The sequence below is a fragment of the Cronbergia sp. UHCC 0137 genome (assembly GCF_034932285.1).
GTDB lineage: Bacteria > Cyanobacteriota > Cyanobacteriia > Cyanobacteriales > Nostocaceae > Cronbergia.
Map to the genome: position 1 here is coordinate 121303 of NZ_JAYGHC010000003.1, position 17887 is coordinate 139189.

A 17887-nucleotide genomic window follows, 5' to 3' on the forward strand; every position below is an offset into this window, starting at 1 on the left:
CTTGAAAATGTCTTATATAAGTGTTCGTGGTGTTGAGCATTATTACGAGTGGATGAGAAAAAACCCTGATTTGGTCAAGCCAGTCATGGTTTTTATTCATGGTTGGGCTGGTTCTGCTAGATATTGGCGAACTACGGCTGAAGCTTTATTAGACGAATTTGACTGTTTGCTCTATGATATGCGGGGATTTGGGCGTTCTGCGGGTAAACCAGCTATTGCTCAAGCCAGCGAGTCTGTAGTCGAAACCGCATCAACCCAGGCAAAATCGGCAGCAATTGAAGAACTAAGTTATGAATTAGAAGATTATGTTCAGGATTTAGCAACTTTATTAGATGAGTTGCAGCTTGAACGGGTTTATGTTAACGCTCATTCAATGGGTGCTTCGATTGCGACGCTATTTTTTAACCAATATCCCCAAAGAGTTGAAAAAGGCATTTTAACTTGTAGTGGTATTTTTGAATATGACGAAAAAGCCTTTGGTGATTTTTATAAATTTGGTGGTTATGTAGTTAAATTCCGTCCTAAATGGTTGGCGAAAATACCATTAGCTGACAGAATGTTTATGGCGAGATTTTTACATCGTCCGATTCCCAAATCTGAACGTAAAGCTTTTTTACAAGATTTTATTGATGCTGATTATGCTGCAGCCCTGGGAACAATTTTTACTTCTGTTAGTCAAGCCCAAGCGGAATTAATGCCCCAAGAGTTTGCTAATTTAAAAGTACCAACTTTGCTCGTTGCTGGGGAATATGATATCATTATTCCGGCGGCAATGGGTAAACAAGCAGCATCGTTAAATGACCAAGTTAAGTTTACGATGATTCCTGATACAGCGCATTTTCCGATGTTGGAAGATCCAGACACTTACTTGGAAAAGGTGCGAGAATTTTTAAATAATTAATATTTAAATATATATTTATCATTCCATAAGACTTACGCCACACTGCATTACAGATAATAAAAGACGAGTTTTCGGTTTTTTGTAGATAGGGAGTAAATTTATGACAGTTACTACTAATTTACAGCAACTCTATCAGACTGATGATTATTTGTGGCTATTAGAGACTATTGAATTATTAAAACAAAATCGTTTAAATGAGGTGGACTTAGACAATTTAATTGAGGAATTAGAAGATTTGGGAAGCGAAAAGAAAAATGCAGTTGAAAGTTTTTTAGAACAAATTATTAGGCATTTATTATTATTGCACTATTGGACAGAAGAATATGAAAGAAATGGTCATCACTGGCAAGCAGAAATCGTTAATTTTAGGAATCAACTGAAACGACGTTTAACTGGTAATTTACTTAATCATTTAACTAAAGAAATGTTAGAGATTTATGCGGACGCTTTAGAATATGTAAAGGTAAAAACTAAGTTTCAGGTTGATTTTCCTGAAAAATGTCCTTATACTCTTGAACAGTTGTTAAATAAAGACTATTTAGGTTAATTGGTACGCAATATTTCTAGACTACAATGAAATCATTAAAAGGTGAAGTTATGACAGTTACTACTAACTTGAAAAAACTCTACGAAACTGATGACCATTTGTGGTTATTGCAGACTATTGAATTATTAAAACAAAATCGTTTAAATGAGTTGGATTTAGAAAATTTAATTGAGGAGTTAGAATCATTGGCAAAAAGGGATCAACATAAAGTTAAGAGTTTACTTGAACAAATTATTAGACATCTTTTATTACTACAATATTGGACGGAAGAATATGACAGAAATAAAAATCATTGGCGTTCGGAAATTAGGAATTTTCGAGTACAGTTAAAAGATAGATTAACAACTAATTTGTATAATTATTTGACTTCTATTTTTGAAATTATTTATCAAGATGCTTTGGGCTACGTTCAAGAAAAAACTGGATTTACTGTTAATTTCCCTGAACAATGCCCTTACAGTTTTGAGCAAGTTTTAAATATTAATTATTTACCTAATTGAAGATGATCATCAAACTATCAAAAACCGTTTAGGAGTCCTATATTATTAAAGCATTTGTGTCTATAGGAAATGGATAAACATTAATCTTGCGTAAGTCCTAATGTTTTTAAATTGCTCTCTGCGACTCTGCGCCTCTGCGTGATATAAAAACTATTCAATACAACGGAGAGGGGGAGATTCGAACTCCCGGAGGTTTTAGCCTCATCCGATTTCAAGTCGGACGCAATCGACCACTCTGCCACCTCTCCAATAAGCTGTCAGATTCTTGCTTGTGGTTCAGCAAAAAAACCGACAGATAACATTCTATCCTATTTTTAGGAATTTAGCACTACTGAGGGAAATATTTAGAAGAGACTAAGTGAACGCTCATAAAAAATTTCCTCCGTTACCACCTGAAACCCTTGATCTAGCCACACTAGAGAAGCTTGCGTGACCATATTCCCCTCCAGAGTAACAAGAGAAAAATTCCGCAGCTTGACACCGTTAGTTTCCACAATTCTAGGTACAGTTGCGGCATTGAGATAAATTGTTCCCTCTGGACTTCTAAACACAGCCTTGCGCTGCACCTTTTTAGTATGACGCAGGGTACGGTGCATATGACCAAAGGTGACGAGGGGGACGGTTTTTCCAGCAGTGAGACTTTGAGAAATGGCCTCGGCTAAATCTGGATCACCGAAATCACCACCGATGGGATGCCAATCTTTACCACAGGGGTCTTCAGCGCGATCGCCCAATCCACTTGGTCCATTGTGACCCAAAAAAATAATCGTGTTGTATGCAGCACTTTTCATCGCTTTGACGATTTTATCTGCTGACTCTTCTAAACTACCGACACCGTAGCGTTCCTGACAGATTTCAGCAAATCTCCACTCAGGACCCCCCCAGGTAAAAGGACGACCACCCACGACGGTTAAATTCCAAGCCGGAAAATCCAACTTGCTGTAACCTACTTGACACACTCCTAATAAATCTAGTTGTTCCTGTACCCGGTCTTCCTGAGAACGGTTGTAAGGACACTTTTTGCGTCCCCATTCTGTGGCTGTAAACCATGCGTCATGATTTCCCATTACTGCTGCTTTAGGGAGATCGAGAGAAGCGATCGCTTTTACCACTTCCACCGATTCATTGCCGAAATCTCCCACAAACAGCACCAAGTCAACACCCAAATGCTTGAGTGCTATGCCATCTTCTACTTCCCATTGGTCGTGAACATCGCCAACTACAGCAATTTTCAGGGTTATTGATTGATTTTTCTGACTGGTCATGCCACTTTAAAAAGCCATATATCTACCAGGATATGAAACTCCGCCAAATTTGGATATAGCTTTGTGAACATCAACCGTCCACTATTTTTGGTAAAAACTACTATAATTAAATCAATATAGCGGTATGCAGTTGAATGAGATACAAATTGAAACTTAAAAATCATACAGGATAAGGCTTTCCCTTCTGCCTCCTGCCCTCTGCCTCCTGCCTCCTGCTATAAGATCACAATTTGCAACTACAACTAACTTTTAACTGTGTTTACAACTGCACTTGCCCAAAGACAAAAAACCCCGCAAGATGAACTACCACTAGATTTGTTTGCGGCTATTGAGGAACTGAAAACCGAACTCAACGCGGTGATATTGGCACATTACTACCAGGATCCCGACATTCAGGATCTCGCGGACTTTATCGGGGATTCCTTACAATTAGCCAAAGCCGCAGCAAATACCCAAGCTGATACTATCGTTTTTGCTGGTGTTCATTTTATGGCAGAAACGGCCAAAATCCTGAATCCTGATAAATTGGTGCTTTTACCAGATTTGAATGCTGGTTGTTCTTTAGCAGATAGTTGTCAACCAGAGGCTTTTGCGGCTTTTAAAGCTAAACATCCAGATCATCTAGTTATTTCTTACATTAACTGCTCTGCCGAAATTAAGGCGATGAGCGATATTATTTGTACCAGTTCCAATGCTGTGAAGATTGTAGAACAAATACCTAAAGAGCAGCCAATTATTTTTGCTCCCGATCGCAATTTGGGACGCTATGTGATGGAACAGACGGGGAGGGATTTGTTACTGTGGCAAGGTAGCTGTATTGTCCATGAAACCTTTTCAGAAAAGAAAATTGTCCAGTTAAAGATTACCCATCCTCAAGCCGAAGCGATCGCTCACCCAGAATGTGAAACCAGTGTCTTACGTCATGCCAGTTTTATTGGTTCTACAGCCGCTTTACTCAAATATTGTCAAAACAGCCCCAGCCAGCAATTCATCGTGGCTACAGAGCCAGGTATCATTCACCAGATGCAAAAACTAGCTCCCAATAAACACTTTATTCCCGCACCACCCTACAACGACTGCAACTGTAACGAATGTCCGTTTATGCGGTTAAATACTGTAGAAAAGTTGTATTTAGCCATGAAAAACCGTACCCCTGAAATTACCATGTCTGAAGACATTCGCCTAGCTGCACTGCGACCTATTCAAAGAATGCTAGAAATGTAATTCCCCGTTGAATATTTTGTGAAAAGCCCCTTTTTTGTCTTTACTCATAACGGGAAGATTTCATAGACCTCTGGTGAAAAAGAATGTAGAGATGAGAATCCTTACATCAGGAACGTCTCTACAATGGTTTCTAATTTATTAACTGGTTAAATTCAAGTCTTTGAATGTAATTTAACTCAAGTTGCTAGTTATTAATTTTTCGGATATTTTATAGTCTGTAGGGTGCGTCAGACGGAATAATTTAGGCTAAAATGACTAATTTTAAGTTTCTGACGCACCTTATTTCATCTAACTAGCAACTTACGTTAATAAAAGTAATTTTTGAATTACTATTCTTTCGATAATTTCTTTAACTACAGGAACTCCTACTGTATTTCCCAGTAAATCAAAGGCTTTATTAATAGATAAGTTAATTTGATATTCTTCAGGAAAGCCAAATAATCTCAACCCCTCTTTAATTGTTAAATATCTTAACCCTTCACCATCAACTACGGCTAATCTTTGCATATCTGTAGCTACTAAAGTTGGTGCGATATCATGGGGATTAAGTATTTTATTAATCGGAAAACTGAGTTTACCAACTACAATATTGTATCCTTTTGGTAAATCAACTCTATATTCTCGTTTTTCCACATTTTTACCATCTTTATTTACCACTTTTTGAATATCTTTAGGATGCTCATATTTTAAATAACCTTTATCTACTAAATCATCTAATATTTGTTTTAAATTATCATGTTGATAAAAGGTTTCAATTTCATCTAAACTTAATGGTATTCCATCCATCCACTTAATACCCTTTTTAGCAGACCAATTTTTTCTTCTTCTTTGTTTTAGTAATAAATTTAATAATTCTCTTTGTTCTAAACTAACATTTCCTTTTAGTTCTAAATCCCAACTATGAATATTATCTTCTCCTCCTCTTTTATCTTTAATAGATTTCCCATACAGTTGATTAATAGGATATTGTGCTAATAATTTTTTTACGAAACTTGTTTGTAAGGTTGGATGACCTTTTTCTAAAACATCTAATAAAATAGATTTCTGCTTTTTAATAAAATCCAAAGAAATAAATTCGTTGTTAGTTCCAACTATATAAACTCTTTTTCTATCTTGAGGAATACCAAAATCTTTAGTATTTAAAATTCGATAGGTTACTTTATAACCTAATTGTTCTAATTTATTTAAAATGGTTTTTAATGTTCTACCGTCATCATGTTTAACTAAACCTTCTACATTTTCTAATAAAAATCCAAAAGGTGATTTATCTGTTAAAATTCGTTCAATTTCAAAGAATAAAGTTCCTCTCGTATCTAAAAATCCTTGTCTAGTTCCCGCGCTACTAAAAGGTTGACAAGGAAAACCAGCTAATAAAATATCAAAATCAGGAATTTCCTTAGTAGATATTTCTGTAATATCACCCCAGATGTTAGCTTCATTAAAATTGTTTTGATAAACTTGAATAGCCGTAGATTTAATTTCTGAAGTAAAAACACAGTCGCTTTTAACTCCTAAAGCTTTACAGCCTTGTTCTAAGCCTAATCTCATTCCCCCAATTCCTGCAAACAAATCAATAAATTTAATAGTATTAGACATTATATGTTAACATAACCTATATAGTTTTGAATAGTAAATACATTGAATGATTGTTGATACCCAAACAGATAAAAAATGGCATGGAAAAATTAATTTAGTCTATGCTAAACGCGAAGATTCTACCCAATTAGTCTACAACTATAATCAAGCTCCTTTTAAGATTCAACGTCCATTTTATCCAGAAGGTGAAAAAGTTTGCCATAGTGTGATTTTACATACTGCTGGGGGCGTTGTGGGGGGCGATCGCTTATCCTCCCAAATTCACCTCCAACCCAATACAAACGCATTAATTACCACAGCATCAGCTAGTAAAATATATCGCAGTAATGGTTTACCAGCAAGACAAACCGTTGAAATTGAAGTAGATGCTGGTGCTTGTTTAGAGTGGCTACCCCAGGAAACAATTTTATTTAACGGTGCCATTTATCGTCAAGATTTGCGGGTAAATTTAGCTACTGGGGCAAATTTTATAGGCTGGGAAATTACGCGGTTTGGACGTAGTGCGAGGGGGGAGAAATTTTTGCAAGGAGAAGGGCGATCGCACACCGAAGTTTGGCAAAATAATATACCATTATGGATTGATAGACAATACTTACCAGGTAGGGAAGAAACTTTCCACAGTCACCACGGTTTAGCCGGAAAACCAGTTGTGGGTAGTCTAATTTGGCTGGGAAGCCCCGTTTCTGGGGAAATGATCGAAACAGCGCGATCGCTATTTACACAGACCCCCCTAGCAGGTGTAACTCGTTTACAACATGGATTTTTGTGTAGATATCGCGGTGATTCCACATCCCAAGTGAGACAATGGTTTACGGCTGTGTGGCAAATGCTGCGAGTATCTTTATTAAATCGTCATCACTGTATACCAAGAGTTTGGCAGCTTTAAACCACAAAGGAGGAAAAAATGCAACTTACACCCCAAGAAAAGGACAAGTTATTAATTTTCACTGCTGCTTTAGTCGCAGAAAGACGGAAAAATAGAGGTTTAAAATTAAATTATCCCGAAGCAATAGCTTTAATTTCTGCGGCTATTTTAGAAGGTGCAAGAGATGGACAAACGGTAGCAGAATTGATGAGTTACGGTACAACATTATTAACGCGAGATGATGTCATGGAAGGTATTCCAGAAATGATTCATGATGTCCAAGTAGAAGCAACTTTTCCTGATGGCACAAAATTAGTAACCGTACATAATCCGATTCGTTAGAAAAAATTAAAATAGGAGGAAGTACAAATCAAAAAATCAAGATGAGATTAAAATCAGTCAATATTCAAGGTTATCGACCTTTCAGGAATTTTGAAGCACCGTTAGAACCGCTAGAAATTATTGTTGGTGCTAATGGTGCGGGGAAATCAAGTTTTTTTGAATTTCTAAAATTTTTACGCGATAGCCTTTATCATGATATCCCTCCCGAAATAATTTCTGGTTCTATTGGACAGCAGATTTTTCATATTCCAGGATCAGCTAAGTTTGAATGGGATATAGAAATTGATACAGGTCGTCCAATTGGTATTAGATATTTAGGGGAATTGATGGGTCCGATTGGTCGAACTCAAGTTTCCTATGAAAGAGTAGAATCATCTCAACCTTTTAGCGATATATACAGTAGTCCATACACATATATGGATATTCGAGGTAATAAAGGACTGGTTCAAAACCCTGAAACGGAAAAATTCACACAACAAGAAATCGCTTTAAAACGACCTAATCAGCTTGCTTTAAGTGCCATCACAAATCCATCATTGGAAGTTTTATATAATTTACGTGATTATATTCGTGAATGGAGGTTTTATAGTTCTTTTAATATCGCAAATGATAAAATCCGTAAATCAGTACCAATTGAACAAGATCCTATTTTACATGAAGATGCAGGTAATTTAAGTTCAGTTCTGCACTACTTAATGACTGAACATAGACCAGCATTTGATGAACTACAACAACATTTACGTTCTGTAATTCCTGGTTTTAAAAGTTTAACAGTAAAAGCACGTGGTGGACCAGGAGAAGTGATAGCTTTTTGGCAGGAATCAGGAATTGATCAGGAGTTAAGTCTTGCTGATTTATCAGATGGAATTTTGCGTTTAATTTGTTGGATTTGTTTATGTGTACAACCAAATCCTCCATCTTTAATTTGCATTGATGAACCAGATCAAGGTGTACATCCTCGTACCCTTCCTGTACTTGCTGCTTTACTTGAAAAGGCTTCTGAACGTACTCAAATTTTATTAGCTACTCACTCATCTTATTTTCTCACACAGTTTGATATTTCTCAAATAGCTGTAATGAGAAAAGAAAATGGAGAAGCAAAGTTTATTAAACCTGGTAATTCTCAAGTTCTCAAAGATATTCTTGATGATTTTGGTTCAGATGAAATAGAACAATTACACCGTAGTGATGAATTAGAGAGACTTCCATGAGAGTTGAAATTTATGTAGAAGGTACATCTGATAAATATGCAATGGAAGCACTATTAGCACCTTTAATTGATCAAAAATTACAGCAGGGTATTAGTATTAAATTTTTTGCAGTTAAGGGAAATGATAATGATAGAGGAGGAGATGCTAAAAAAGATTTATTGACAAAAACACCAATTAAAGCAGTCAATATTATCTGCAATCAGCCCGATTCAATTGTGATAGTTATGCCAGACCTATATCCCAAAAATAAAGGGTTTGCACATGAAACAATTCAAGAACTAGAAAATGGTGTTTTAAATAATTTTAATCAGGTATTACAGTCTAAAGGAATTAATGATAATCGCTTAAAAGAGCGTTTTCGAGTCTTTTGCTTTAAACATGATTTAGAAGCCTTAATTTTAGCTGCTGAATCCCAACTAATAAGCATACTTGGTGCTAATTCTTTTTCCGTAATATGGATAACACCAGTTGAGGAACAAAATCATGATATTCCACCTAGAGATATTGTAGAGAAAATTTTTCGAGAATGTGGTAAAAAATATAAAGGTTCTGTAGATGCACGAAGAATATTAGAAAGTGCTAGATATCAAGATATAGCAGAACTATGTCCTCAAGCTTTCAAACCATTTGTAGAGTTTTTAGAAAATCTGTAAAGGAGGAAAAAATTATGATACCCGGAGAAATCATCACCCCAGTAGGGGAAATCGAACTAAATGTAGGTCGTCCAACCACCAAATTAACAGTAGCGAATACAGGAGATAGACCAATTCAAATTGGTTCACATTTCCACTTTTACGAAGTCAACACAGCCTTAAATTTTGACAGAGAAACAGCGCGAGGAATGCGATTAGATATCCCTGCCGGCACAGCCGTGAGATTTGAACCAGGAGACGCAAAAGAAATCACCCTAATCCCCCTAGTTGGTACACGCCAAATCTACGGCTTCAACAACAAAATTGACGGAAACCTCTAAACCTTTCTCTGCGCCTCTGCGCCTCTGCGCCTCTGCGTGATAAAAAAAAGGATTTGATATGACCTACAAAATGAACCGCCAAGCCTACGCTGAAACCTACGGACCAACAGTAGGAGATAGAATCAGACTAGCTGACACAGAATTATTTATAGAAGTAGAACAAGACTTCACCAATTATGGCGACGAAGTTAAATTTGGTGGGGGAAAAGTGATTAGAGATGGGATGGGACAATCCCCCATTTCTAATGCTGATGGTGCGGTAGATTTGGTAATTACTAACGCCTTGATTCTCGATTGGTGGGGAATTGTCAAAGCAGATATCGGCATTAAAGACGGCAAAATTTATAAAATTGGTAAAGCTGGAAATCCCTATATTCAAGACAGCGTAGATATTATTATTGGACCTGGAACAGAAGCCTTAGCTGGGGAAGGAATGATTCTCACGGCTGGGGGAATTGATACCCACATCCATTTTATTTGTCCTCAACAGATTGAAGTAGCGATCGCCTCCGGGATTACCACAATGCTGGGTGGGGGAACAGGACCCAATACAGGGACAAATGCCACTACCTGCACCCCAGGACCCTGGAATATTTACCGAATGCTGCAAGCCGCCGATGCCTTCCCCGTCAACTTAGGATTTTTAGGCAAAGGCAACACCAGTCAACCCCAAGGACTAATCGAACAAGTCGAAGCCGGTGCAATGGGGTTAAAACTCCATGAAGATTGGGGAACCAACCCCGCAACTATTGATACCTGTCTCACCATTGCCGACGAGTATGATGTGCAAGTAGCTATTCACACCGACACCTTAAACGAAGCCGGATTTGTTGAAGAAACCATTGCAGCCTTTAAACATCGTGCCATTCACACCTACCACACCGAAGGCGCTGGAGGGGGACACGCACCCGACATTATCAAAGTTTGCGGACAAACCAACGTTTTACCATCTTCCACCAACCCCACACGGCCTTACACCGTCAACACCCTAGACGAACACCTGGATATGTTGATGGTATGTCATCATCTTGACTCTAGTATTCCCGAAGATGTCTCTTTTGCTGAGTCCCGCATCCGTCGAGAAACCATCGCTGCTGAAGACATTTTGCACGACTTAGGCGCGTTTAGTATGATTGCTTCCGACTCCCAAGCGATGGGACGTGTGGGTGAAGTGATCATTCGGACTTGGCAGACAGCACACAAAATGAAAGTACAACGCGGAAGCCTTGGAACAGATACAATTGCAGACAATTTCCGTGCCAAAAGATATGTAGCTAAATACACGATTAATCCCGCCATTACCCATGGAATCGCCGAGTATGTGGGGTCAGTGGAAGCAGGAAAATTAGCAGATTTGTGTTTGTGGAAACCTGCCTTTTTTGGAGTCAAACCAGAGATTGTGATTAAAGGGGGAATGATTGCTTGGTCGCAAATGGGTGACGCTAATGCTAGTATTCCCACACCCCAACCAGTTTATATGCGGCCGATGTTTGGTAATTTTGCCGGGGCGCGTCATGCAACATCATTAACTTTTGTTTCCCAAGCTGCTAAAATCAGAGAAATTCCTATTCAATTAGGGTTGAAAAAAACAGCAGTTGCCGTTTCTGGAACACGCCAATTAACTAAACGGGATATGAAATTAAATGATGCTTTACCGCACATTGAAGTTGACCCCGAAACATATCAAGTTAGGGCAGATGGGGAATTATTAACTTGTGAACCAGCAACGGTTTTACCAATGGCGCAAAGGTACTTTTTATTTTAATTAGGGCTTGCTTAATAAACCCAAAACATTACCCCTCTCCACCACTGGAAAGGGGTTACTTAAATCAGCATTCCAGCCTTAATAAGCGTCTTGTAACTCGTAGAAATCAGGGGAGATGTAATCCTTCCGCAGAGGCCAACCTACCCAATCTTCCGGCATCAAAATCCGCTTCAGGTTAGGATGACCTTCGTAGACGATACCGAACATATCATAAGACTCGCGTTCTTGCCAATCAGCAGTCTTCCAAATCCAGTACACTGAAGGAACAACCGGGTTTTCTCTGGGTAAATAAACCTTCACCCGCACTTCTTCCGGTCTATCAGCATTATCACCAACCTTAATTAAGTGATAAACACTCACCAAATCTTGTCCTGGCCCCGTGTCAATTCCTCCTTGAAACTGGAGATAATTAAACCCGTAGGCATATAAAGCTGTAGCGGTAGGAAGCAAGAACTCTGGTGGAACCTTAATAATTTCTACCCCATTAGCATCTGGTGATAAAAACTCATGGTCAAAGCCATTTTCTGTTAACCACTGGGAAACCTGACCAGCTTTAACTAAAGATTCCTCAGCCGCAGGAACTGGTTTAGATTCTTCAGCCACTATAGATTTTCCTCCTTTTTCTTCTCTATCAACAGTGCTGGGGGTATGGGCATACCAATAGCTTCTGTCAATTCCTTGGGTGGAGTGAAGCGAGTTTCTGACTGTAAATACTTACCAGTTAAAATTTGCTCAACTGGCTTCATATTATGGGTTGTACTGTAGTAGCGGTGAGTTTGCTTAATTTGTCCCCGTTCTTGCATTGATTCATTAGCAATCTTTTTCCGCAGTTTGATAATTGCGTCAATAATCGCTTCTGGACGGGGAGGACAACCAGGCAAATATACATCCACTGGAATCAGCTTATCAACACCGCGCACAGCAGTAGGAGAGTCAACGCTGAACATTCCCCCAGTAATTGTACAAGCACCCATAGCAATTACATACTTAGGTTCAGGCATTTGTTCATAAAGACGCACCAATTGAGGAGCCATCTTCATGGTAATTGTGCCAGCAGTAATGATTAAATCAGCTTGCCTGGGGCTAGAACGGGGAATTAGACCAAAACGGTCAAAATCGAAACGAGAGCCAATTAAAGCGGCAAATTCGATGAAGCAGCAAGCCGTACCAAATAGTAAAGGCCACAAACTAGAAAGCCGCGCCCAGTTGTAGAGGTCATCAACCGTAGTCAAAATGACATTTTCTGACAATTGTTGAGTGACAGTAGGATGCTCAATAGGGTTGCTGATTCGCTCTTTGTCTGGGGTGATGATGTTAGAATTTAAGACCATTCCAAAGCTCCTTTACGCCATGCGTAAACTAGGGCGATGACGAGAATCGCAATAAAAATCAGGGCTTCAATAAACGCCAATAACCCTAAACGGTGGAAAGACACCGCCCAAGGATATAAGAACACCGTCTCCACATCAAAGACAACGAATACTAGGGCAAACATATAGTAGCGAATGTTGAACTGAATCCAAGCACCGCCAATGGGTTCCATGCCCGATTCATAAGTGGTGCGCCTTTCAGGGCTTTTACCACTGGGTCTGAGGAGCTTAGACGCTGAGAGCGCCAGGGCAGGTACTAGGCTACAGACAATGAAAAAGCCTAGAAGATACTCGTAACCGCTAAGGACAAACACAATGGATATATACCGCTAATGGTTTAATTGAGCAGATTTTAGGGGCTGAATCTATTTTGAATAGATAATGTTCTTTTACATTATATCTTTTAGGCTCGTCTGAGTCCCCAGAACAAAATGATTATCACTAATTCTCAATAAGTAGGTAATGTCTGATCGCTCATGGGTATTTGATTCCTCCAGGAAAGTGAAAGAAAAGTCTAATAATTATGTCATAATTTTTAACGTATATTTAAGATTTTCTCTCTGCGAGGCATGGGCTATGAGCGAACAAGCTGAACAAGCTGTTGAAACTCCAGGGTTAGACCGCTTTGAGTGTCGCGCCTGCGGTTACGTATATGAACCTGAGAAGGGAGACGATAAACATGATATTCCGGCGGGGACGGACTTTGCAGACCTACCTGTAAATTGGCGTTGTCCTGTTTGTACTGCCAAAAAGGTAGCTTTTAGCAACATTGGCCCGGCGGGTACAGTATCTGGGTTCAAAGAAAACTTAAACTACGGTTTAGGTGTTAATAATCTGACTCCAGGACAAAAGAACATTTTGATCTTCGGTGCTTTAGCTCTGGGCTTTTTGTTTTTTATCAGTCTCTATGGTCTACAGTAAGACCCGCAATTTTTGTTACTTAATTCAGAGAAAATTTACGTCAATAATACTGATGCTTTCAATTGTGAGAAAATGGCAAGGAATATTTGCCGCATTAATAGTGGTTTTCCTCTGTATAGGGTGCAGTAAAGTTCCCTCTATCAGTTACAATCCCTGGCAAGTTATTAACGTGCCAACCAAGGCGAAACTGTTGGATATTGGCTTTACTGGTAATCCACAGCATGGTTATTTGGTCGGGAGTAGTGCTACTTTATTAGAAACCAATGATGGTGGAAATACTTGGAAGCCTCTACAACTGGAACTAGATGATCCCCGCTATCGGTTTAATGCTGTCAGTTTTGCAGGGAAAGAAGGTTGGATTGCCGGTGAGCCTTCGTTGCTGTTGCACACTACCGATGAAGGTCAATCTTGGTCACGGATTCCTTTAAGCGAGAAGTTACCAGGTAGCCCCATCACTATTACCGCTTTAGCTGAGAATGTGGCAGAATTAGCGACTGATGTGGGGGCAATTTATCAAACCACAGATGGGGGTAAAAACTGGAAAGCTCAGGTAGAAGCGGCTGTGGGTGTGGTGAGAAATTTAGAGCGATCGCCCGATGGTAAATATATCGCAGTTTCCGCCAAAGGTAGCTTTTACTCGACTTGGGAACCAGGACAAAGTGCTTGGGCTCCCCATAACCGTAATAATTCTCGACGGTTAGAAAATATGGGTTTTGGTAATAATGGTCAGTTGTGGTTACTAGCCAGGGGTGGACAAGTTCAATTTAGTGACTTGACTAAACCAGAGGAATGGCTAGAGGTACAATATCCTGAGTTATCCACAAGTTGGGGTTTACTTGATCTAGCCTATCGCACTCCTGATGAAATTTGGCTTGGTGGCGGTAGTGGTAATTTACTACGCAGTACCGACGGCGGCCAAACCTGGGAAAAAGACCGTGAAGTGGAAGAAGTAGCAGCTAACTTGTATAAAGTGGTGTTTTTCAACCCAGATCAAGGTTTTGTGATTGGCGATCGCGGTGTTTTACTCAAATATAACCCCCAAGTGAAACCCGCTTCCCAACCAGAAGCAGCTTAGTTAGGCTCAGATTTCTGAGAAGAGCATTGCAAGTTGTTAATTTGTAGGATAATAAACTCAATAGTAGTTTTTGTAAAGGTAGCGATTTAGATGTCAGGTACCACTGGAGAAAGACCCTTTTCCGACATTATCACCAGTATCCGTTACTGGGTAATTCATAGCATCACCATTCCGGCTTTGTTTATTGCAGGTTGGTTATTTGTCAGCACTGGTCTGGCCTATGATGTGTTCGGCACACCCCGTCCTAACGAGTATTTCACCCAAGCTCGTCAGGAAGTGCCAATTGTTAAGAACCGTTTTGAAGCAAAACAACAAGTAGAAACATTTATTGGAAAGTAGTTTGAAATCATGACTAGCGGCAATAACATCAATCAACCAGTTACCTATCCCATTTTTACCGTCAGATGGTTGGCAGTTCACACTCTAGGTGTTCCAACTGTATTCTTTTTAGGCGCGATCGCTGCCATGCAATTTATTCAACGTTAGGAGCATTTTATGGAAAGAAGCCCCAATCCCAATAATCAGCCAGTTGAGTTAAACCGGACATCCCTCTATTTAGGACTACTATTAGTCTTTGTTTTGGGTATCCTATTTTCCAGTTACTTCTTTAACTAATTGGAACGGCTGTGATTAAGTTTCGTTGTTTCAATCTGTCTGCGTAGATTTTTTATTAAGAGAGGAAAAAGCTGTGTCTGGAAGTGGAAGAATTCCCCTGTGGGTCGTCGCTACGATCGCAGGTTTGGGTGTAATAACAGTTGTCGGTATTTTCTTTTACGGATCTTACGCTGGAATCGGTTCTTCTTTGTAATGCTAACTAAAACAGAATTTTATAGCAGGAGTCAGGAGTCAGGAGTCAGGAGTCAGGAGTAAAAACCTGTTGTGAAAGAAGTTTCATGAATGGCTTATACCAAACTGCGCTAACAATTGATTTCTTAACCACCTTGGCGATCGCTATAATTACTTCTGGGATTATTAGCATTTGTTTAAAAATCGACATTAAAAGGCCGCCTGTCTCTGTGAGATGGGCGGCAATTTTGTATTATAGTAGTTTGAGTATTCTACAAATTTTCTAGCGATCGCTGCTACGCTAATTAAACAGCTACGTTTTTTACTAAGATAGTCCGCAACTTTTTGTAAAACCGAATATTTTTATAAGTACCTGAGCAAAAACCCACGAAGGTGGGTTTTGTCTGTGTAGCCGCGACTTCTAGTCGCCAGGGCGAGTATGAATTTAGACTTTTCAAACACCCTCTAATATCTATAATCACCCTTTATCATGTATTCCCCAAAAAAGCCCAAAAGCCTACGAGATATTATTAAAGAACGCCAACAATCGGGTTTTGTGGGTCGTGAAGACCAAATTAAGCATTTTCGAGAAAATCTGACTCTTCCTGTGGAAAGCAGAATGTTTTTGTTTAATATTTGGGGTCAAGGTGGTGTGGGTAAAAGTACCCTGCTGAAGCAGTTTCGCAAAATTGCTGAGGATGCAAAGACTATTACCGCTTATATTGACGAAGCAGAAAAAACAGTACCCGATGTCTTGGGACGTTTAGCAGAAGACTTGGAAAATAAGGGTTACAAACTGCCCCAATTTTCAGAACGCTACAAAGTTTACCGCCAAAAACGCCAAGAGTTAGAAACTGACCCAGATGCACCCCAAGGATTTTCGGCTTTTGTAGGGAAAACATTCGCTAAAACTGGTTTACGTTTAGCGCGGCAAATTCCTGTGGGTGGGGCTATGGTAGGGTTAGTAGATGAGGATGCACTGGCTAACCAAGCAGGGGAATGGAGTTCTTATATTGCCAAAAAGTTGACCAATAAAGATGAAGTGCTTTTGGTGAATGAACCTGTAGAAATCCTCACGCCGTTGTTTTTAGAAGATATTGTTAAAATTACCGAAAAAGTTGATATTGCTCTATTTCTTGACACCTACGAACGGACTGGAGAATTTCTGGATAGTTGGTTACGGGACACTTTAGAAGGTCGCTATGGTGAAATACCTCCGAAGTTATTATTCATTATTGCCGGTCGAAATGAGTTAGATCAAAATCTTTGGGCGGGTTATGAGGGTGTATTGGCGCGTTTCCCGTTAGAAGCATTTACAGAAGAGGAAGCTAAACAATATTTAACTAGGAAAGGGATTACTAATAATGCTGTGGTGGAAGTAATTTTGAGTTTGTCTGGACGTTTACCCCTACTGGTGGCAATGTTAGCAGATGCTCATCCTACTGACCCCAAGCAAATCAATGAGCCGAGTAACAGTGCGGTGGAACGGTTTTTAAAATGGGTAGATGACCCCAAACGGCGGCAGGTTGCCCTTGATGCGGCTCTTTCGCGGTTTTTAAATAGGGATATTGTGGCTGCATTGCGGGGAGAAGAAGCAGCAGATGAGTTATTTAACTGGCTAAAAGAAACATCTTTTGTAAATGAGCGCACTGACGGCTGGGTTTATCACGATATTGTGAGAACGCAAATGTTACGTCACAAACGCCTAACTTCGCCCCAAGGTTGGGCTGATTTGCATGGTAAGTTGGCAGGGTATTATGGCAGTTTACGGGATGGGTTGGAATTAGCAGAAGAGAACAAATACACTGATCCCATTTGGCAAAATTACGCTCTCAATTGTTTGTATCACCGTCTATGTCAATCGCCCCAAAAAAGTTTGAATCTGGCTTTGAATGAGTTTTTAGCAGGTTTAAAAAAGAAACGCAATTTTGCAGAAAGTTTTGCCGAAATAATGGTACAAGCTGGTAAAGATGCGGATTTTCGAGAAGTTAAAGATTGGGGAGAGCAGTTAGTTAATGGGTTAAAGGCTTATGAAGAAAAAAACTATGAAGTTGCTGCGGAAATGTTTACAAAGCTTTTGAGTAATAACAATTTAGATGTAAAGGGGCAAGCAGTAGCTTTAGGTCAGCGTGGTTATATCTATAATCAATCTAGTCAATATTCAAAAGCTTTAGCAGATTTAAGTGAAGCAATAAAGTTATCTTCTGAAGAATCTGAGTATTTTGCAAATCGAGGTTGGACTTACTGTTTAATGGAACGATACCCAGAAGCACTGCAAGACTTTAATCTGGCTATTGAATTTGATCCTAAATCTACTAGGGCGATCGCAAATCGGGGTGAAGCTTACCTTTCGATGAAGCAATATCCAGAAGCACTGCAAGACTTGAATCTCGCCATTGAACTTGATCCTAAACTTGCTTGGGCGATCGCAAGTCGGGGTGAGACTTACTACTTAATGGAACGATACCCAGAAGCACTTAAGGACTTTAATCTGGCTATTGAACTTGACCCTAAACTTGCTTGGGCGATCGCAAGTCGGGGTGATA

General features: G+C 39.5%; 22 protein-coding genes and 1 tRNA gene. 17 read left to right on the top strand and 6 right to left on the bottom strand.

Annotated features, from left to right (window positions below):
* Positions 1-7 precede the first annotated feature (7 nt).
* The 3 genes from VB711_RS02195 to VB711_RS02205 all read left to right on the top strand — a co-directional run bounded on the left by VB711_RS02195 (position 8) and on the right by VB711_RS02205 (position 1948).
* Complete coding sequence (locus VB711_RS02195) at positions 8-901, top strand: alpha/beta hydrolase (RefSeq protein ID WP_323284039.1); 894 nt, start codon at positions 8-10, stop codon at positions 899-901.
* 100 nt (positions 902-1001) lie between these two features.
* Positions 1002-1448, top strand: coding sequence for a DUF29 domain-containing protein (locus VB711_RS02200; protein ID WP_323284040.1), 447 nt, complete (start codon positions 1002-1004; stop codon positions 1446-1448).
* 50 nt (positions 1449-1498) lie between these two features.
* Positions 1499-1948 (top strand): DUF29 domain-containing protein, encoded by a 450-nt coding sequence (locus VB711_RS02205; RefSeq protein WP_323284041.1) that lies wholly within the window; start codon positions 1499-1501, stop codon positions 1946-1948.
* 163 nt (positions 1949-2111) lie between these two features.
* On the opposite strand, the gene VB711_RS02210 is transcribed toward VB711_RS02205, so the two are convergent.
* A tRNA-Ser gene (locus VB711_RS02210) sits at positions 2112-2196 on the bottom strand.
* A 96-nt stretch (positions 2197-2292) separates the two neighbouring features.
* Positions 2293-3213, bottom strand: coding sequence for a TIGR04168 family protein (locus VB711_RS02215; protein ID WP_323284042.1), 921 nt, complete (start codon positions 3211-3213; stop codon positions 2293-2295).
* Positions 3214-3468: 255 nt separating this feature from the next.
* On the opposite strand from VB711_RS02215, the gene nadA reads away from it, so the two are divergent.
* Positions 3469-4437, top strand: coding sequence for a quinolinate synthase NadA (nadA, locus tag VB711_RS02220; RefSeq protein ID WP_323284043.1), 969 nt, complete (start codon positions 3469-3471; stop codon positions 4435-4437).
* A 300-nt stretch (positions 4438-4737) separates the two neighbouring features.
* On the opposite strand, the gene dcm is transcribed toward nadA, so the two are convergent.
* Positions 4738-6033: a DNA (cytosine-5-)-methyltransferase gene (dcm, locus tag VB711_RS02225; RefSeq protein WP_323284044.1), complete on the bottom strand. Its 1296-nt coding sequence runs from the start codon at positions 6031-6033 to the stop codon at positions 4738-4740.
* Between the two features lie 46 nt (positions 6034-6079).
* On the opposite strand from dcm, the gene VB711_RS02230 reads away from it, so the two are divergent.
* Genes VB711_RS02230 through ureC form a run of 6 tightly spaced genes read left to right on the top strand, consistent with a single transcriptional unit; the run spans position 6080 to position 11189 of the window.
* Positions 6080-6919, top strand: coding sequence for an urease accessory protein UreD (locus tag VB711_RS02230; protein ID WP_323284045.1), 840 nt, complete (start codon positions 6080-6082; stop codon positions 6917-6919).
* An 18-nt stretch (positions 6920-6937) separates the two neighbouring features.
* Positions 6938-7240 carry an urease subunit gamma gene (gene ureA, locus VB711_RS02235; RefSeq protein WP_323284046.1) on the top strand — a complete coding sequence of 101 codons (303 nt, stop codon included), beginning with the start codon at positions 6938-6940 and terminating at the stop codon, positions 7238-7240.
* Positions 7241-7281: 41 nt separating this feature from the next.
* Positions 7282-8451 carry an AAA family ATPase gene (locus tag VB711_RS02240; RefSeq protein ID WP_323284047.1) on the top strand — a complete coding sequence of 390 codons (1170 nt, stop codon included), beginning with the start codon at positions 7282-7284 and terminating at the stop codon, positions 8449-8451.
* Positions 8448-9104 carry a DUF4276 family protein gene (locus VB711_RS02245; protein ID WP_323284048.1) on the top strand — a complete coding sequence of 219 codons (657 nt, stop codon included), beginning with the start codon at positions 8448-8450 and terminating at the stop codon, positions 9102-9104. Before VB711_RS02240 ends, VB711_RS02245 begins: the two co-directional genes overlap by 4 nt.
* A 14-nt stretch (positions 9105-9118) precedes the next feature.
* A complete protein-coding gene (locus VB711_RS02250) occupies positions 9119-9424 on the top strand; it encodes an urease subunit beta (RefSeq protein ID WP_323284049.1) in 306 nt (101 codons plus the stop codon).
* Positions 9425-9482: 58 nt separating this feature from the next.
* Entirely contained in the window at positions 9483-11189 is a 1707-nt protein-coding gene (ureC, locus tag VB711_RS02255; RefSeq protein ID WP_323284050.1) for an urease subunit alpha, read from the top strand.
* A gap of 78 nt (positions 11190-11267) precedes the next feature.
* Here ureC and VB711_RS02260 read toward each other — a convergent pair whose 3' ends face one another.
* Genes VB711_RS02260 through ndhC form a run of 3 tightly spaced genes read right to left on the bottom strand, consistent with a single transcriptional unit; the run spans position 11268 to position 12873 of the window.
* A complete protein-coding gene (locus tag VB711_RS02260; RefSeq protein ID WP_323284090.1) occupies positions 11268-11795 on the bottom strand; it encodes an NAD(P)H-quinone oxidoreductase subunit J in 528 nt (175 codons plus the stop codon).
* Complete coding sequence (gene ndhK / locus VB711_RS02265; protein WP_323284051.1) at positions 11792-12520, bottom strand: photosynthetic/respiratory NAD(P)H-quinone oxidoreductase subunit K; 729 nt, start codon at positions 12518-12520, stop codon at positions 11792-11794. The genes VB711_RS02260 and ndhK overlap by 4 nt, the downstream gene beginning before the upstream one ends.
* Positions 12511-12873: a photosynthetic/respiratory NAD(P)H-quinone oxidoreductase subunit C gene (ndhC, locus tag VB711_RS02270; protein ID WP_323284052.1), complete on the bottom strand. Its 363-nt coding sequence runs from the start codon at positions 12871-12873 to the stop codon at positions 12511-12513. Before ndhC ends, ndhK begins: the two co-directional genes overlap by 10 nt.
* Positions 12874-13135: 262 nt before the next feature.
* Here ndhC and VB711_RS02275 point away from each other — a divergent pair, with 262 nt between their 5' ends.
* The 7 genes from VB711_RS02275 to VB711_RS02305 form a co-directional block, all read left to right on the top strand.
* A complete protein-coding gene (locus tag VB711_RS02275) occupies positions 13136-13480 on the top strand; it encodes a rubredoxin (RefSeq protein ID WP_323284053.1) in 345 nt (114 codons plus the stop codon).
* Positions 13481-13532: 52 nt separating this feature from the next.
* A complete protein-coding gene (locus tag VB711_RS02280; protein WP_323284054.1) occupies positions 13533-14555 on the top strand; it encodes a photosynthesis system II assembly factor Ycf48 in 1023 nt (340 codons plus the stop codon).
* 90 nt (positions 14556-14645) lie between these two features.
* The gene (psbE, locus tag VB711_RS02285; protein WP_323284055.1) at positions 14646-14894 is read left to right on the top strand and encodes a cytochrome b559 subunit alpha; all 249 of its coding nucleotides are present in this window, start codon (positions 14646-14648) and stop codon (positions 14892-14894) included.
* A 9-nt stretch (positions 14895-14903) separates the two neighbouring features.
* Positions 14904-15041 (top strand): cytochrome b559 subunit beta, encoded by a 138-nt coding sequence (psbF, locus tag VB711_RS02290; RefSeq protein ID WP_015115279.1) that lies wholly within the window; start codon positions 14904-14906, stop codon positions 15039-15041.
* Positions 15042-15050: 9 nt separating this feature from the next.
* Positions 15051-15170, top strand: a complete 120-nt coding sequence (locus VB711_RS02295; protein WP_015209609.1) for a photosystem II reaction center protein L — start codon at positions 15051-15053, stop codon at positions 15168-15170.
* A 73-nt stretch (positions 15171-15243) separates the two neighbouring features.
* Entirely contained in the window at positions 15244-15363 is a 120-nt protein-coding gene (locus VB711_RS02300) for a photosystem II reaction center protein J (RefSeq protein WP_323284056.1), read from the top strand.
* A gap of 468 nt (positions 15364-15831) precedes the next feature.
* The coding region (locus VB711_RS02305; RefSeq protein ID WP_323284057.1) for a tetratricopeptide repeat protein at positions 15832-17887 on the top strand (2056 nt) is incomplete at its 3' end.

Excerpts from the sequence above, each read along its gene's own strand:
- VB711_RS02195 (WP_323284039.1), top strand. The coding sequence starts at position 8 with ATGTCTTATATAAGTGTTCGTGGTGTTGAGCATTATTACGAGTGGATG.
- VB711_RS02200 (WP_323284040.1), top strand. The coding sequence starts at position 1,002 with ATGACAGTTACTACTAATTTACAGCAACTCTATCAGACTGATGATTAT.
- VB711_RS02205 (WP_323284041.1), top strand. The coding sequence starts at position 1,499 with ATGACAGTTACTACTAACTTGAAAAAACTCTACGAAACTGATGACCAT.
- VB711_RS02215 (WP_323284042.1), bottom strand. The coding sequence starts at position 3,213 with ATGACCAGTCAGAAAAATCAATCAATAACCCTGAAAATTGCTGTAGTT.
- dcm (WP_323284044.1), bottom strand. The coding sequence starts at position 6,033 with ATGTCTAATACTATTAAATTTATTGATTTGTTTGCAGGAATTGGGGGA.
- VB711_RS02230 (WP_323284045.1), top strand. The coding sequence starts at position 6,080 with ATGATTGTTGATACCCAAACAGATAAAAAATGGCATGGAAAAATTAAT.
- ureA (WP_323284046.1), top strand. The coding sequence starts at position 6,938 with ATGCAACTTACACCCCAAGAAAAGGACAAGTTATTAATTTTCACTGCT.
- VB711_RS02240 (WP_323284047.1), top strand. The coding sequence starts at position 7,282 with ATGAGATTAAAATCAGTCAATATTCAAGGTTATCGACCTTTCAGGAAT.
- VB711_RS02245 (WP_323284048.1), top strand. The coding sequence starts at position 8,448 with ATGAGAGTTGAAATTTATGTAGAAGGTACATCTGATAAATATGCAATG.
- VB711_RS02250 (WP_323284049.1), top strand. The coding sequence starts at position 9,119 with ATGATACCCGGAGAAATCATCACCCCAGTAGGGGAAATCGAACTAAAT.
- ureC (WP_323284050.1), top strand. The coding sequence starts at position 9,483 with ATGACCTACAAAATGAACCGCCAAGCCTACGCTGAAACCTACGGACCA.
- ndhK (WP_323284051.1), bottom strand. The coding sequence starts at position 12,520 with ATGGTCTTAAATTCTAACATCATCACCCCAGACAAAGAGCGAATCAGC.
- VB711_RS02275 (WP_323284053.1), top strand. The coding sequence starts at position 13,136 with ATGAGCGAACAAGCTGAACAAGCTGTTGAAACTCCAGGGTTAGACCGC.
- VB711_RS02280 (WP_323284054.1), top strand. The coding sequence starts at position 13,533 with ATGCTTTCAATTGTGAGAAAATGGCAAGGAATATTTGCCGCATTAATA.
- psbE (WP_323284055.1), top strand. The coding sequence starts at position 14,646 with ATGTCAGGTACCACTGGAGAAAGACCCTTTTCCGACATTATCACCAGT.
- psbF (WP_015115279.1), top strand. The coding sequence starts at position 14,904 with ATGACTAGCGGCAATAACATCAATCAACCAGTTACCTATCCCATTTTT.
- VB711_RS02295 (WP_015209609.1), top strand. The coding sequence starts at position 15,051 with ATGGAAAGAAGCCCCAATCCCAATAATCAGCCAGTTGAGTTAAACCGG.